Source organism: Effusibacillus pohliae DSM 22757 (genome assembly GCF_000376225.1).
In the GTDB taxonomy this organism is placed as follows: Bacteria; Bacillota; Bacilli; order Tumebacillales; family Effusibacillaceae; genus Effusibacillus; species Effusibacillus pohliae.
The window spans coordinates 17205-32604 of record NZ_AQXL01000135.1 but is presented as its reverse complement, the minus strand read 5'-3'; the positions used below and the strand labels follow the sequence as shown (position 1 = coordinate 32604).

Genomic DNA, 15400 nt, shown 5'->3' with positions numbered 1-15400 from the left:
GAACCTCCAAATATGAGATGATGAACAGGGATGAAGCGAGGTGATCCAAGTGCGCGTCGGCGCTTTTTTTCTGACCTGTCTGCTGTTTCTCGGATTGTTTGCCGCTTGCGCTCCGACAGCCGTCGATCACGAACAGGTCAGCGAATCGGACAAAATCGTGATTCGCTTTTCGCACGTGGTCGGCGAAGATACGCCGAAGGGACAAGCCGCCCGCCTGTTCGCCAAGCTGATGAAAGAACGGACGAACGGCAAAGTGGAAGTGCAAGTGTTTTCGAACGGTTCCCTATACAAAGATTCGGAAGAGCTGAACGCACTGGCGGAGGGACATGTGCAAATGATCGCCCCGGCACTCTCCAAACTGAGCAATCTGGTACCGGAGTTGGGGGCGTTCGACCTGCCTTACCTGTATTCGGATCTCGACGGGTACCACAGGGTATTTGACGGACAGATCGGACAGGCGATCGCCCGCAAATTGGAAAAACACAACATGCTTCTGCTCGCCGCCTGGGACAGCGGCTTCAAGCAGTTTACCAACAATCTGCGTCCGATCCGCGAACCGCAGGATATGGCCGGGTTGACGATGCGGATCATGCCGAGCGCCGTGCTCGGCCAACAGTTCAATTTGCTGCAGGTCCGCCCGATCGAAATGAATTTTAACGACGTATACCTGGCGCTCGAACAGGGCAAAATCCAGGGCCAGGAAAATACGATCTCCAATATCTACAGCAAACGGTTTTACAAGGTGCAAAACTACATGACGTTGAGCGATCACGGCTATCTCGGCTATCTGGTGGTGATCGACCGGACGTTTTGGAACCGGCTGCCCGCCGGCGTGCAATCCGTGATCCTGGAAACGATGAGGGAAGTCACGAACTGGGAACGGACGCAGGCGGTCAAACTGGAACAGGCGAAACTGCAAGAGATCTACAATTGCCGCTGCATTCAGATCGAGCGACTGACGGAAACGCAGAAAGCAAAATGGAAACAGTTCTACCAGCCGCTATATGCAGACATGCAGCAAAGGCTCGGGCAGGATTTCTTTCGCGAGTTGAATCTCACCCCCTGACGGAGACAGAGACTATGAAACGAAAACGGCTTACCATGCGGACAAGAATTGCGGTTATCGTCTCGATCATCGTCTTTTTTTCCGTCAGCGCAAGCAGTTTGATCATGCTGCGCCGGATGACCGCCGCGTACGAACAGGAACTGGGAAAACGGGTGATGGCGATCGGACAGTCGCTTGCCCAGTCGCCGGTCATTCGGGAAGGATTGCAGCGGCCTGACGGCTGGCAAATCATCCAGCCGAACGCCGAACGGGTCCGGTTGGCGACCGATGTGGAGTATGTAGTCGTGTTCGACATGGACAAAAAGCGGTATTCCCATCCGCTGGAAGATCGGATCGGTACCCGCTTCGAAGGCGGCGACGAGGGGCCGGCCCTGGCCGAACAATCCTATGTGTCGCATGCCAAAGGCGTCAAAGGCCGCTCGATTCGAGCGTTCGTGCCGGTGATGGACGAGGAGGGAGCCAGGCAACTCGGTGTTGTGGTGGTCGGAGTGCTCGTCCCCTCATTTTGGCAAATGGTCTGGGACTACCGGCTGGACCTCTATCTGTCCCTGCTGCTCGGGGGCACGTTCGCGATTCTCGGTGCGGTTGGGGTGGCCAACCGGATCAAGCGGCAGATGTTCAATATGGAACCGGTCGACATCGCCCACCTGTTTGAAGAGCGGGAAGCGGTGATCGAATCGATCGCGGAAGGGATCATCGCGATTGACCAGGACGAGCGGATCACCGTTTTTAACAAGCAGGCGGCCCGTATGATGCATGTGACGCAAGATGTGATCGGCAAACCGATTCGTGAGGTGATCCCCGACAGCCGGCTGCCCGAGGTTTTGCGTGACGGACAACCGCAATACAGGCAGCTTCGCCGGATTCACGACACGGTTATTCTGACGAACCGGGTCCCGATCAAGGTCAATGGGCAAATCGTCGGCGCCATGTCCACGTTTCAGGACCGGACGGAAGTCTATCAATTGGCCGAAGAACTGACCGGCGTCAAAAAGTTTATCGACGCCCTGCGGGCGCAAAACCACGAGTATCTGAACAAGCTGCACACAATCGCCGGCCTGATCCAGCTGGAACGGTATGAAGAAGTGATGGAGAAAATTCTCCGCTTCAACCAGGAAAAGGAAGACGAAACCCGCTTTTTGACACAGCGGATCCAGGTGTACAGCATCTCCGGCCTGATCCTCGGCAAGATCAGTCACGCTCGGGAACAGGGGGTGGCACTGCAGGTTGATCCGCGCAGTTCGTTGTCCGTGTTGCCAGCCAATCTGAAAGAGGCGGACCTGCTTCTGGTGCTCGGCAATCTGCTGGAAAACGCGATCTATGCGGCTGCCAGAGCCACCCGCCCGGACAAGCGGGTGCAGCTCTTCCTGGAAGGAAATGAGGACGGCGTGGAGATTCAGGTGACCGACAACGGGATCGGAATCCCGCCGGATGTACAGGCCAAAATCTTCGATTACGGCTTCACGACAAAGGGACCGAACGGCCAAGGCATCGGACTCTACCTTGTAAAACAGCTCGTCGATCTGCACGGCGGCGAGATCGAAGTAGAATCGAACCCTGGGACATGCACCCGGTTTGTCGTGATCCTGCCCGGCCCTGCGTGGGAAGTGGAGGGCAGCCTCCGGTCCCCGGAAATGGAGGAGAGCTGAAATGGAACCGATTCGGCTGGTGATCGTCGAGGACGATCCGATGGTGATGGAAGTGAACAGTGAATTTGTCGCCCGGATTGCCGGTTATCAACTAGTCGGCAAAGCGTTCACCGGTGCGGAAGCGGTTCAGGTGATCGAACGGGCAAAACCGGATCTGGTGCTGCTCGACTATTTCCTGCCTGACCGGGACGGCCTGTCCATTCTGAAAGACATCCGCCGACGAGAACTGCCGGTCGTCGTAATCCTCTTGACAGCCAATCGATCACCGGAACACATCCAGCAGATTTTGCGCTTTGGCGCCGTCGACTATATTTTCAAACCGTTCCGGTTCGAGCGGATTCGCTCCGCCCTCGACCAGTATCGCTACATCCACAGCAAATTGCAGGCCGACCGGCAACTGGAACAGGCGGATATGGACGTGATCACTGGCATGAGACTGGCCCATCCGGAACCGCAGAACGCCACCAATCTGCCAAAAGGGCTCAACCAGCGCACCTTGCAGCAGATTCTGCACTACCTGGCGAAGCAAACGGAACCGAAGTCGGCGGAAGAAGTGGCGGCGGGAACCGGACTTGCCCGCGTTACCGCCCGCCGCTATCTGGAATATCTGCAAAAAAAGGGCGACATCCAACTGGAGATCCAGTATGGCTCCATCGGCCGCCCGGTCAATCGGTATCGGTTATAAACTGCCGTAATGTTCGAGAATTGTCAGCACATACATCGCATGCGACCAGGTGAGCGGCACCACCCAGGCGGGGCCGCCTTTTTCTTTGTCCACCTGTTCCGGCAGCAGTCCGGTCGCGGTCTGGTTGGCCAACACCCACTCCAGCGCTTCCCGTACTTTGTCCGCTTCGCCGCGCCGATTCGCTTCCAGTGCCGACCACAGCGTACACAGCACCCAGGGGTTGCCGCCCGCATAATGGTCGTTTTCATACCGGCGAATGCCGCCGACTTCCGGCTGTGTGCAATACCGCCTCACCGCCTCGGCCGTCTGGACGACAAGCGGATGATGGGCGTCAAACAGTTCGAACGGGTAGGACAGCCCGAGCAGGGATGCATCCACAACCGGGTCAAAATCGGCCACATACCGGGTGTATCCGTGTCGGTCGACAATCATCCGCACCGGCTCGCCCGCCGCTTTTCGCCGCTCGAACTCCTGCCGGCTGATGTGCAGGCGGATGCCCCGGTACCAGCTTTGCTTTTCCGGATTGTACAGCGTTTCCACTACCCCCCGGATCCGCTCACCCGCCGCACCGTACTGCTCGGCCAACTCCGCTTCCCCGAGCTGGCGGGCCGCCTCCGCCGCCGCCAGGAGCGCCGCCGCCACCGCGGCCGACGAATACGTATGCTGCCCGAACCGTTCTTCCCAGAGGTCGATGCTCGCCCGGGGACACCCCGTGTCCGGATCGATCGTCGCCAGCAGATGATCCGCTCCCCGCCGCATCGACGGCCAACATTCGCGCAGAAACGCCTCGTCCTGCGTGATCCGGAAATGCTGCCACATTCCCCACAGAATCGAAGCCGGTTCATCCGCCTGATAGCCCCAACTCGGCGCCAGATCCCCATTCATATAATGCCGGTGGTCCCACGACCCGTCCGCTTCCTGTGCCCGCATCGCCCATCGGTAGAATCTGCGGCCGATGTCCGGATAGCCCGCTTTGTCGATCGCCACCGTGATATAGCCCGCATCGCGCCCCCAGCAGTACCCGTAACCGCCGCATCGCGTGTAAAACGGGTCAAATTCCGGCGCGGCGATCAGCCCTCCGTACACCGCGTCGGCCATCAGGCTGAATACAAGCAAAGACCGGCGGTAGAGGGCATCCAGCCGCTCGTCTCCGGTAACAACCTGGCGGCCGCGCGCCAGGAATTCGGCTGCATGCCGCTCGGTTCTGGCTAACAGCTGCCAGTGCGCCGCCTGCCGCACCCGGGCCAGCCGCTCGCCTGCTTCCCGACGATTTTTTCCGAATGCGATGTAGATCGTGAACACAGCGTGCCCGCCTGCCGGGATCACACTGGTCCAGACCTGCGCCGCATCCGAACCGAGCGTCACCGCACCGCCTTCAAACCGCCGTTCATCCAGATGGGCTTCCACATTTCCCACCTGGAAGCCGAACGGGGCTGTCTGTCCGCCCACCATCGCCCAGCAGGAGCGGCGGTAATGGGCAATCGCCTGCGCCTGTTCGTCATACAAAACAGATTGGTAGAGCGGGCTTTCCTCCATCTGAAAATCGGAAACGCAGACCAGATCGGTCTCGATCGTATCACCGCCCGTGTTCGTCACCCGGTAATGACGCACGATCACGTCCTCGTCCGGCACCACGTAATCGGTCGTTTCCACCTCCACCGGGAAGTCGCGCGTCCGGGCAACGGTCCGCACGATGTTAGTATCCGGCAGATAGCCATGTTCATGTGTAAACCGATCGCCGCTCAGCCAGGCGATCGGCGAGCCGTTCACCCGGATCCCGGCCCAAAACCGGTTCACATGCTGCGCATAATCGATCGTTGGCCAAAACGCGCGCACCAGTTCTCCGTTTTTCGTCAAGGCGGCCAAAATACGTCCATTTCCGATGATCGAATCGATCAGATACGGTTTTTGCTGTATGTGTGCCAAATTCCCATCAACCTTTCCTTTTAGCCTTGCCTGCTGGTCGTCCAGCAAAATGATATACGCTCAGTACGCCTCCATCCGCAGCGCTTCGCATCCGCTTTCGTCGGCGATTCGATAGCCGCCCGAAAGCAACCGAACAACTGTCGGAACCGATGTAGCCAAAAGCTACGGTCCGATACGTGTTCACTTTCTGTACCTAGTCTGTTCCCTCCCGCCATCGATCCGCCCGCTTCACTTAATGCATACGTTTGCATTGAACCCGCGGAAAAAACGCCCTGCCGCCGGGCGTACGTGGAACACTATGGTAGCGATTCGCGTCTTGGAGCCGACAGTTGGTTCCAGGCGCCGCACGAGTGGCGGATCACCAGATCGCTCGGAATGATCACCGATCTGGCCGCCGCTTCTGGGTTGCGCAACTGTTCGATCAGCAGTTCAGCAACAGCCGCCCCCAACTCGTAAATATGCACGTCCATACTGGTCAACGACGGGTTTGACATCTCGGCCAGTTTCACATTGTTAAACCCGATGATCGCAATGTCATCCGGAATCTGGTATCCCAGTTCACCGGCAGCCCGCATCGCCCCGAACGCCAGCACATCATCCGATGCCACCACCGCCGTCGGCCGTTCCGACAGGGCGAGCAACCGCATCATGCCCAAATAGCCTCCCTGTTCCATGAACGGGCTGGAATAGATCAATTTGCGGTCGGCCGGGAGACCCGCTTCTTTCAGCGCGGTCTCATATCCTTGCATCCGGTCCTGTGTCACCAACAAGGCTTGGTCACCGCACAGAAAACCGATCCGCCGGTGTCCGAGGCCGATCAGATGACGGGTAGCTCGGTAACAAGCGTCCACATTGTCGTTGTTCACCCAAGAAATCGGGACGTTGTCATCGTGCGGCCGTCCGAGCAGCGTTGCCGGAAACGGATGTTCCCGCAACACATCCAACAGCGGATCCTGCATCCGCGAGGAAAGCAGCAGCACGCCGTCGACACGCTTGCCGTGAATCATTCGTTTCAACGACCTGACATCCTCCTTGCCGGAATCGGATGTCGACAGCAGCAAATCGAACCCTTCCCGCTTGGCCACATCGCTGATACCGCGCAACACTTCGGGAAAAAACGGATTCATGAAAAATTCCTCCGTCGTGCTGGGAATCAGCACGCCGATCGCATCCGCGCTTTTTTTCACCAGGCTGCGAGCCAAAAAGTTCGGATGATACCCCAACTCTTCCATCGCCTGGCGGACCTGCCGCTTCGTCTTTTCGCTGATCCGCGGGTGATTGGAGATCACGCGCGACACGGTGGAAGGCGATACACCTGCCTTAACCGCCACATCTTTTATGGTAACGTTCAACGGGACGCACCTCCTTCCGCCCCCCACGCAGGGTCATCAAACGATACTAGCGGTTCCAAATACAACTAAAATTTTATCCTTTCACAGAACCGGTTACAAGCCCGCAAGCGATCCATTTTTGCAACACCATGAAAATCACCGACCGACAGCGTCAGGTTTTGGAGGATTTGAGCACCGCCCAAAGTATTTACTATGTGCAATCGTATGCATTCCTTAATCGAAAAAACCCGCATTTTTATTGAATTTCTAGGATTCAAACGTTTGTACTTTAACTATAATCCAGCCAGTCAGGTTTCGTCAATGAGCTTTGAGATTATTAAGCATGCGTGGCAAAAGGCTGTCCTTCATCCACCACCACGCTTCCGAGCGTGCGTGTGCAGTGTGTCGAAAAAAAAAAAGGATCAACCCCTTCCGTAAAGAGGAACGTTGATCCTTATTTGCCCCTAAATTTGAATCGATACATATTTCGTTTCCAGAAATTCCTCCAGTCCGTATTTGCCGCCCTCGCGGCCCAACCCGCTCTGTTTGTAGCCGCCGAACGGCGCCTGGGCAACGGCCGGCAGCGGATCGTTCACCCCGACGATGCCAAACTCTAGGTTCTCCGAGACGCGAACCGTCCGCCCCAGATCAGAGGTGAACATGTAAGCGGCCAATCCGTAATCCGGGTGGTTGGCCAGTTCGACCGCTTCCTCCTCCGTCCGAAAGGAATAGATCGGCGCGACGGGACCGAACGTCTCTTCCCGCGAGATCAGCATATCGTCGGTGACGCCGGCGAGAATCGTCGGTTCGAAAAAGTGGCCGTTTTCGTAGCCGGAACCTTGCAGCCGCCGGCCGCCGCAGACCAAACGCGCCCCTTTTTGCAGCGCGTCCTGAATGTGCCGTTCCACCTTTTCCACCGCCGCCTGGTTGATGAGCGGTCCGATCTCGACGCCTTCCTGATGCCCCTGGCCGACTTTCATCCGTTCCACTTTCGCCCGGAATTTCTCCGTAAATTCCGCCAGAATCGACTCCTCCACCAAAATCCGGTTGGCGCACACGCACGTCTGGCCGGCATTGCGAAACTTGGATGCGATCACCCCATCCACCGCCTTGTCCAGATCCGCGTCGGCAAACACGAGGAACGGCGCGTGACCACCCAGTTCCAGCGACACCCGTTTAACCGAATCAGCCGCCTGCCGCATCAACAATTTGCCCACTTCCGTCGAGCCGGTAAACGTGATCTTGCGCACCAGCGGGCTGCCCAGCAGCACCTCACCCACCTGCCGCGGATCGGAAGAAGTGACGAGGTTGAGAACCCCCTTCGGAAAGCCGGCTTCCGCCGCCAGTTCCACCAGACGAATGGCCGTCAGCGGCGTCTCCTCGGACGGTTTGACGATCACCGTACAGCCCGCCGCCAACGCAGGAGCGATTTTGCGGGTGATCATCGCCGCCGGGAAGTTCCACGGCGTGATCGCCACCACCGGCCCGACCGGTTGATGCAGCACCTGCAGCCGTTTCGTAGGGGAAGAAGCGGGAATCAGATCGCCATACACCCGCTTTGCCTCTTCCGCGTACCATAGGACAAAATCGGCCCCGTACAGCACCTCCCCCTTCGCTTCCCGCAGCGGCTTGCCCTGTTCGGTGGTGATCAGATCTGCCAGTTCGTCCGCATGCGCCGCGATCAGATGGTACCACTTGTACAGCAGATCAGACCGAGTTCGCGCGGTTTCTTTCGACCAACTGCGAAACGCCCGCACGGCCGCTTCGACCGCCGCTTGCGCATCATCCGCCGTTGCGTCCGCCACATGGGCGATCACTTGTCCGGTCGCCGGGTTGACCACCGGAAATTGCCGGCGTTCAGCAGCATCCCGCCATTCTCCATTGATGTACAGACGGTTTTCCATATGTACTACTCCCCCTTGCGCGATTATTTTTTAGCATATCAAAAAATTCGGGCGCCTGCCTATCCATTTCTTTGTTGTTTCTTTGGTTTTCCTCAGATTCCAAGTCTCAGATTCCAAGCCGGGATGCGGCAAGCAGATGCATATCCTGAAATTTGAATAAGGCCGCCTCTTAACGGGGCGGCCTTATTTCGAAAAAGACTTCTAGTTTTGCCACGTGACAGTGATGTTACCGGTTGCACCCGTGGGAGTTGTGGCCACGTGGTTCGAACCATTCTCCCATTGAATCGTTCCATCCGCACGCTTGATGAAAAACTTGAATTGAATCGTCTTTCCTGCCGGAACGCTGAATACATAAAACCAATCCGGATAATTGGGCGCGAGCAGGGGCCCTTGCGCATTGTTAACGGCTCCGCTCGTATCCGTGCTCCAATTTCCCAATTCCGGTATGTTGCCCGTCAGGTAAATCTTATCCCCCAGGTTGGTCGGAGGAGCACTTTTCACAGTAAACACAACCGATGTCTGCGTTCCACTCAAAATATTGTAAGAATACAGATTGCTGGAAACTCCACCCGCGGTGACTTTTACATCGGTCAGACCGGCGGCCATGTTGGGCACGTACACTTCAATCCGGTTTGATGTCCAGGATTTTACAGTCGCTGTCACTCCGCCAAATGTCACGGTTCCCTGCGTCGTTCCAAAACCTTTCCCGTCGATCGTGACCACATTACCCGGAATTCCCATATTCGGAGCAACCGATCCGATTTGCGGCGCTGAAGCGGATGTGCTGTACTGCCAAACAGACACGGCTCCAGGCGCAAGCGTGAACGAAGCGACACTTCCATTGGAAACGGAAATCCCGTTCCCCCCCAACAGCCCTGACAGATAATCCGCATAGTTGCCATTTGGCAAGGCAGTCTGCAAACCGGAAATCGAGTAGGAGGATTGCGTGTTTCGATTGATGGCCACCAATACGACATCGTTGAAAAATTTCCGCTCATAAATGTAAACATCATTGTTGATCCAACGTTGGGTGGTGGTGCCGTACTGGATCGCTGCATTGTTCCTGCGCAACCCCGCCAGAGTTGACACCTCTTTAAAGGCGGTGGTTGTCGTATCAAACGCCGGCATCATCCCCCTGTTGTACGGGTCATTGCCGCCTGCCATGTATTGTTCGGTTCCGTAATAGATGGAGGGCGTTCCCCGCGAAGTGAGAATGAAAGCAAGCGCCTGGTGCAAATTCGCCTTGTTCGAATTTACCGTAAGAAATCTCGACATATCATGGTTATCGATAAATGTGATTAGATTTTCTTTGTATTTGTACTCGTTCCCCGTTTGGTTCACCATATTGTTAAGATCGTACATCGTTTGCGTAAATGTACCGAACACATTTCGAATCACCGTGTTGAGATCAAAATCCAGCACATTGACACCGCTGTTGTTGGCGTACCGGACCTTTTCCAAATGATTGGCTGCTCCGGGGTCATCTCCGTACCATTCCCCCACTAGGAAAATGTCTTTCTTTTGGTACAGTTTATCAGCCAACGATTTGGAGAACCCAGAATTAAAATGCTTCACCGCATCAATCCGCAAACCATCCGCTCCATGTGCTACTAATTGAACCGCCGCATCGGTCAGGTATTGAGCAATCGTGCCATTTTCCTGCGACAAATCGGCAAGCGAGAAACCGGCTGGATCCGTGAAGTTTTTCCATTGCGCCTCGTACCGGTCGTCCCAGTTGCTGATGTCCCCATTATGGTGAAAGTACCCTTTTGTTGCGTCATCAAAATAATTGCCCATATAGGTTCCGTTGTCGTAGAGGGCGCCGCCTTCCGCAAAGGTGGAATCGTTTGCCTTAAAAGGAGTTGAATGATTGGGCACAAAGTCGACAATCACCTTGATTCCGTTTTGGTGAGCATCATTGACCAACGTGTCAAATGTGGTCCAATTCCCGAAATGTTCCTCAATCTGTTTAAAATCGCGCGTCCAGTATCCGTGATAGCCAGTGTTATCGGTACCTGCAAGTGTATCCAGATTGTCCAAAACCGGGGACAACCAGATCGTCGTTACGCCCAGCTGTTTAAGATAAGGAAGTTTTTGACGAACCCCCTCCAGATCCCCGCCCCAATACATTTTCCACTTCGATTTGGTGGGATCGTAAAGTCCATAACTTTTGGCAGGATTGTTGTTCGTCGTGTCCCCATCGTAAAACCGGTCAATGATAATCTGGTAAATCACGTCCCCTTTGACGCTTGCGGAACTGCTGGCTTCAGCGGCGTTTGGATTGTACGGAAGAGAACCGCTGAACAGAAGACCGAGGAGCAGCATCAGTCCCACAAATAATGAAAGCGTTTTCTTTTTCATTGCATTGATTGCCCCCTTTCGTAATGCAATCGATTGCACTATACCTAAAACAATTATACGAAAAGAGTGCGAAACTTTCAATATACTCTGATTATAATTCCCAAAAACAGAAGGCCCGCATTCTGCCGCAGGCCTTCATTTCCGCCGATCCGATCACCCCTTGGTTCCACCAGCCGTCAACCCGGAAATCAGCCATCGTTGGGCCAACACAAAGAACACCAGGACAGGTAGTGTGATCAGCACCGCCCCCGCCGACACATAATGCCAATCCGTTCGGAATTGGAACACAAACGTGCGCAACCCGACCGGCAGTGTGAACAGTTCTTGCTTGTTCATGAACGTTAATGCAAACATAAATTCGTTCCATGCGGTAATGAACGAAAAAAACGCGGTGACCGCAATCCCCGGCAACGCCAAAGGCAATGCGATCCGGTAGAACGTTCCCCAGGTGGTCATCCCATCCACTTTGGCGGCTTCCTCCAATTCATAAGGAATCGTGTCAAAATACCCCTTCAGCATCCATACGGAAAACGGCAAAGCCGTCGCAGTGTAAGCTAGTACCAGTCCGACGTAGGAATTTAGCAAACCCAAATTCTTCACGATGTTATACAAGGGTACGATCAGAATTGCCCCGGGAAACATCTGGGTTACCAAGAAAGAAAAGAGGCTGGCCCTTTTTCCTGGAAAGTTGAAACGTGATAACGCATAGGCGCTCGTAGCGGCAAGAAACACGCCGACAAACGTGGTTAACAGCGCAACCAGCACCGAATTCCACACCCATTGTAAAAAAAGATGATTTTGCATCGTGAGCAAATATTTGTAATTGTCCCAAGTAAAATGAGGGGGCAGCAGCTGGATCTCCGATGAAAACACGTCAGACGGCAATTTAAATGATGTTGACACAAGCCAAAAAAACGGAAACACAGAAATGACAGCAAACAAGATCAGGGTCAGGTGGACAAAAAAACGTTCCGCTTTCGAAATTCGATGTTCCATACAGCTCCCCCTACTGCTCCTTTTCCATTTTTAAAAGACGGGTATAAAAGAAACTGAACGCCAAGAGCATGGACAGGATAATCACTCCATAGGTGGTTGCTTCCCCCAACTGCCAGGATGAGAAAGCTTTATTATACGCATAAGTGACAAGTATTTGCGTCGAATTATACGGCCCGCCTTCAGTAATCAGATAAATCACCGCAAACATGTTAAACGTCCAGATGACTCCCAACAAGGTGGCTACAAATATAGTGGGGCGCAGCTGGGGCAATGTGATGCGAAAAAACTGTTGGATACGGTTCGCCCCATCGACATAAGCCGCTTCGTATAATTCCTTGGATATCGATTGCAGCCCGCCAAGCATTGTCACCATCATAAACGGAAATCCCAGCCAAATGTTCGTGATGATCACCGCGGTCATCGCCCAGAACGGATCAGACAACCAGGGGATCGGTTGCAGGCCCAGCTTTGCAAGCATCAGATTGATGAAACCATATTGACCGTTGAACATCCAACGCCAGGCAAACGCGGATACAAAAGAAGGCACCGCCCAAGGAATCAGCAATAGGGTGCGATAGATCGCCCGGCCACGAACGTGTCGGTTCAGGAGGAGCGCCAATCCCAATCCGATCACAAAGTGAAAAAACACGTTGACAAACGTCCAAATCAATGTCTGTCTAAAAACTTTGGAAAACTCCGCAAATCCTTCCCCGGAAAAAATCGAGATGTAATTCTGCAATCCGATAAATCGATAACTGGCTTTGACAAACCGGTTCCCCATATTGTACTGATCAATATTGGTTAGACTGTAATAAATTCCCTGAACAAGCGGAATAAACACCAAGCAAAGCATCACGAGCATGGCCGGCAACAGAAACAAGTAAGCTACCTTGTTTTGCTTGATGGCCTGAATATATTTCACTTGTAAAACCCCCTTCTGGCACAAACCGCACCCCTGGTTCATGCCCAAAAAAAGTGGAAAAGGAGGGGGGAGAGACAACCTCCCCACTCCGGTTCATTATTTTTTCAACAGCTTCGTCCACGCGTCGGCCACATTATTCAGCGCCTGTTCCGGCGATGCCTTGCCTGCCACCACCGCTTCAATTTGCGGCGTGAAATCCTTGAAAATCTGGCCGCCTTCCGGAATCACGGGACGGTTTTTCGCTACTTTCATCTGTTCCGCAAACCCTGCGAAAATCGGGTCGGACTTGAGAGCCGGATCCTCGTAAGCCGATTTGCGGGTCGGTAACAACCGCAATTCCTTGGCAAGTTTCACCTGATTCTCTTTTTTGTTCATAAATTCTATGAATTTGTAAGCCTCATTCGGATATTTTGAAGAACTTGCAATCACATAGTTGTGTCCCCCAACAGGCGATCCTTGTCCTTTCGGTCCTGCGGGAATCGGCGCTACTCCCAGATTGGACGGATCCTGGAACTCTTTGCCCGTCAAAATATCGGCGGTTGCCCAAGGTCCGTTAAAGATAATCGCCACTTTCCCGTCCTTAAAATCTGTCATCATGTTTTTGTACTGGTTCGCAAAGTCAAAATTCGTTTGTGTGACTTTATCGTTTTTCAAACCAACCATAAATTTGAGAGCTTCAATCGATTCCGGCTTGTTAATCAAAATTTCCTTTGAATCCGTGATGGTTCCGCCTCCAAACGCATACAGGAACGGTTGGAAGAAGTAAGAATCGGCGCTCAGATAGAATCCGTAATGACCGTTTTGAGTCAATTTTTTCACCGCTGTCTTGAACTCCTCCATCGTTTTGGGAGGTTCCACACCAGCTTCTTTTAACAGCCGTTTGTTGTACAGCATGGCTGGCGCATCGGTCACTTGCGGAATTCCGTAAATTTTGCCCTGATACACGTTGTAATTGAATGGTGCCTGCAAGTAATCTTTCTTGTCTTCCTCGGAGACTTTGTCGTCAATCGGCTTCAACAAACCCAGTGCGGCAAACTCCGGCGTCCAGGCAATTTCGCAACGCAACACATCGGGCCCGTCGCCGGCCTGTGCGGCAATTTTAAACTTGCTCTGGGCGTCAGAAAACGGGACATTCTGCATGTCAATCTTGATATTCGGATTCTGTTTCATAAAATCGTCAACAATCGTTTGCAAAACCTTCGTTTCCGAGGGATCCATGGTGTTCCAGAATTTCAGTGTGACCGGAGTGTTTTGGGGTGCCTGTTGCGGCTGCCCCGCCGACTGCGAACCAGAACACCCAACCAAACCGGTGAGGGCTAATGAGGCCGCCATTGTCAATCCCAACATTTTTTTCATCTTGTTCAATGCATGACTCCCCTTTCTAGAACTGGACTAGACCGGACTTTGCAAACCACGCCACAAGCAGGCAATCGTTTGCATTCATCCAAAGCAGACAGGTCACCGTCTGCCACGTAAAAAGTTATCATTGTGCCACTTCTCAACAAGAATTATAGGGGAACCGGCCGTTTCATGCAAGCGTTTGCATTTTTGTTTTTTTTCGTTTTTCCGATTGGCCATGCACTCTCTCTGTTTTTCTCGAATTTTCTAGCAAAATAACCGTTTGAGATCCTCTGGATCCGCCCATTCAACACTTGGACAATCAAACAAACGGCAAAACCGAAACGGGCCAGCGTTAATCTTTGAAACAAGATATTACGCAGGCCCGTTTTCGAATTGTCCCATGCGTTCTCAAATTATTGATACCCCGGAAACTGCAGGCTGTGAATCTGTCCCGGCTCCTGTTTGATCACAAGCTGCTCAAGCGCCGCTTTCACCACCGCTGTCTGGGTTTCCTTGTCGAACGGTTTTCCGGTGGAATGCCCGAATCTGAACCCTTCCGGGTGAATCGCCCGCGGCGGGCGCATCAGACCGGATTGTTCCGGATCGAGCGTGATCAGCACTGTCGGGATACCTTGCGACTCGATCGCCCTTTGTACCGTGACCACGGTACGATGGCAGAGGGGTCAGCCGGCTGTCAAAAGAACAGCATCGGCTTTGGAACGGGTAACTTCTTTCGCGATCGCCGGCACCGTTTCCTGGTTGATCTGATTCAGCCGCATCGCGTAGCCCATCATCGAGATATGCTTTTCCGCCACACCTTTGATAAACCCTTCCGCGGCCAGTTCGCGCAGCCGGTCGATCGGAAAAATGCAGTTGATGTCTTTCTTCGGTTCATCCGTGTTGTAATGCTCCTTCGGAGCGCCGTGCGTAACCGTGAAATCTTCCGCCTTCACATCGCCGGGAATCACCCGGTAGGTCACATCCCCCGCCGTATCAAACGGATCCTGCTCTTTCAGGTGAGCGCCCGCCGTGGAGACGATCATGATCGTCATATCCTTGAGGGCCAATGGATTCGGCGTATAGGGAATCGCTTTCCGCGACATTTCCATCTTCAGACACCTCCCATACTATTCCCATCAAAGTGACGCGAAGCGTTGCAGCATATTCCGTACAAAAGGTAGCAAAGAAGAGCATATGCACTGCATATGCTCTTCTTCGG

Annotated in this window: 12 protein-coding genes; 3 read left to right on the top strand and 9 right to left on the bottom strand. The window is 53.9% G+C overall.

The window, feature by feature from the left end:
* Positions 1 to 40: 40 nt before the first annotated feature.
* The 3 genes from C230_RS0117920 to C230_RS0117910 are packed head-to-tail and all read left to right on the top strand — an operon-like array spanning position 41 to position 3400.
* Positions 41 to 1066: a DctP family TRAP transporter solute-binding subunit gene (locus C230_RS0117920; protein ID WP_018133431.1), complete on the top strand. Its 1026-nt coding sequence runs from the start codon at positions 41 to 43 to the stop codon at positions 1064 to 1066.
* 14 nt (positions 1067 to 1080) lie between these two features.
* Complete coding sequence (locus C230_RS20950) at positions 1081 to 2715, top strand: ATP-binding protein (RefSeq protein WP_018133430.1); 1635 nt, start codon at positions 1081 to 1083, stop codon at positions 2713 to 2715.
* A 1-nt stretch (position 2716) separates the two neighbouring features.
* Entirely contained in the window at positions 2717 to 3400 is a 684-nt protein-coding gene (locus C230_RS0117910; protein ID WP_018133429.1) for a response regulator, read from the top strand.
* Here the strand turns inward: C230_RS0117910 and C230_RS0117905 are convergent.
* The 9 genes from C230_RS0117905 to C230_RS0117860 all read right to left on the bottom strand — a co-directional run bounded on the left by C230_RS0117905 (position 3395) and on the right by C230_RS0117860 (position 15290).
* Positions 3395 to 5326: a glycoside hydrolase family 15 protein gene (locus C230_RS0117905; RefSeq protein WP_026174414.1), complete on the bottom strand. Its 1932-nt coding sequence runs from the start codon at positions 5324 to 5326 to the stop codon at positions 3395 to 3397. The genes C230_RS0117910 and C230_RS0117905 overlap by 6 nt on opposite strands.
* 296 nt (positions 5327 to 5622) lie before the next feature.
* Positions 5623 to 6678, bottom strand: coding sequence for a LacI family DNA-binding transcriptional regulator (locus C230_RS0117900; RefSeq protein ID WP_018133427.1), 1056 nt, complete (start codon positions 6676 to 6678; stop codon positions 5623 to 5625).
* 443 nt (positions 6679 to 7121) lie between these two features.
* Positions 7122 to 8561, bottom strand: coding sequence for an NAD-dependent succinate-semialdehyde dehydrogenase (locus C230_RS0117895; protein WP_018133426.1), 1440 nt, complete (start codon positions 8559 to 8561; stop codon positions 7122 to 7124).
* Positions 8562 to 8762: 201 nt separating this feature from the next.
* On the bottom strand, positions 8763 to 10922 hold the full coding sequence (locus C230_RS0117890) for an alpha-amylase family glycosyl hydrolase (RefSeq protein ID WP_018133425.1): 2160 nt from the start codon (positions 10920 to 10922) through the stop codon (positions 8763 to 8765).
* A gap of 153 nt (positions 10923 to 11075) precedes the next feature.
* Entirely contained in the window at positions 11076 to 11918 is an 843-nt protein-coding gene (locus C230_RS0117885) for a sugar ABC transporter permease (protein ID WP_018133424.1), read from the bottom strand.
* A 10-nt stretch (positions 11919 to 11928) separates the two neighbouring features.
* Positions 11929 to 12840 carry a carbohydrate ABC transporter permease gene (locus C230_RS0117880; protein ID WP_018133423.1) on the bottom strand — a complete coding sequence of 304 codons (912 nt, stop codon included), beginning with the start codon at positions 12838 to 12840 and terminating at the stop codon, positions 11929 to 11931.
* Between the two features lie 96 nt (positions 12841 to 12936).
* A complete protein-coding gene (locus tag C230_RS0117875; RefSeq protein ID WP_040393989.1) occupies positions 12937 to 14196 on the bottom strand; it encodes an extracellular solute-binding protein in 1260 nt (419 codons plus the stop codon).
* A gap of 398 nt (positions 14197 to 14594) precedes the next feature.
* On the bottom strand, positions 14595 to 14846 hold the full coding sequence (locus C230_RS0117865; protein WP_040393978.1) for a hypothetical protein: 252 nt from the start codon (positions 14844 to 14846) through the stop codon (positions 14595 to 14597).
* An 18-nt stretch (positions 14847 to 14864) separates the two neighbouring features.
* On the bottom strand, positions 14865 to 15290 hold the full coding sequence (locus C230_RS0117860) for a glycine/sarcosine/betaine reductase selenoprotein B family protein (RefSeq protein WP_018133420.1): 426 nt from the start codon (positions 15288 to 15290) through the stop codon (positions 14865 to 14867).
* Positions 15291 to 15400: the final 110 nt, after the last annotated feature.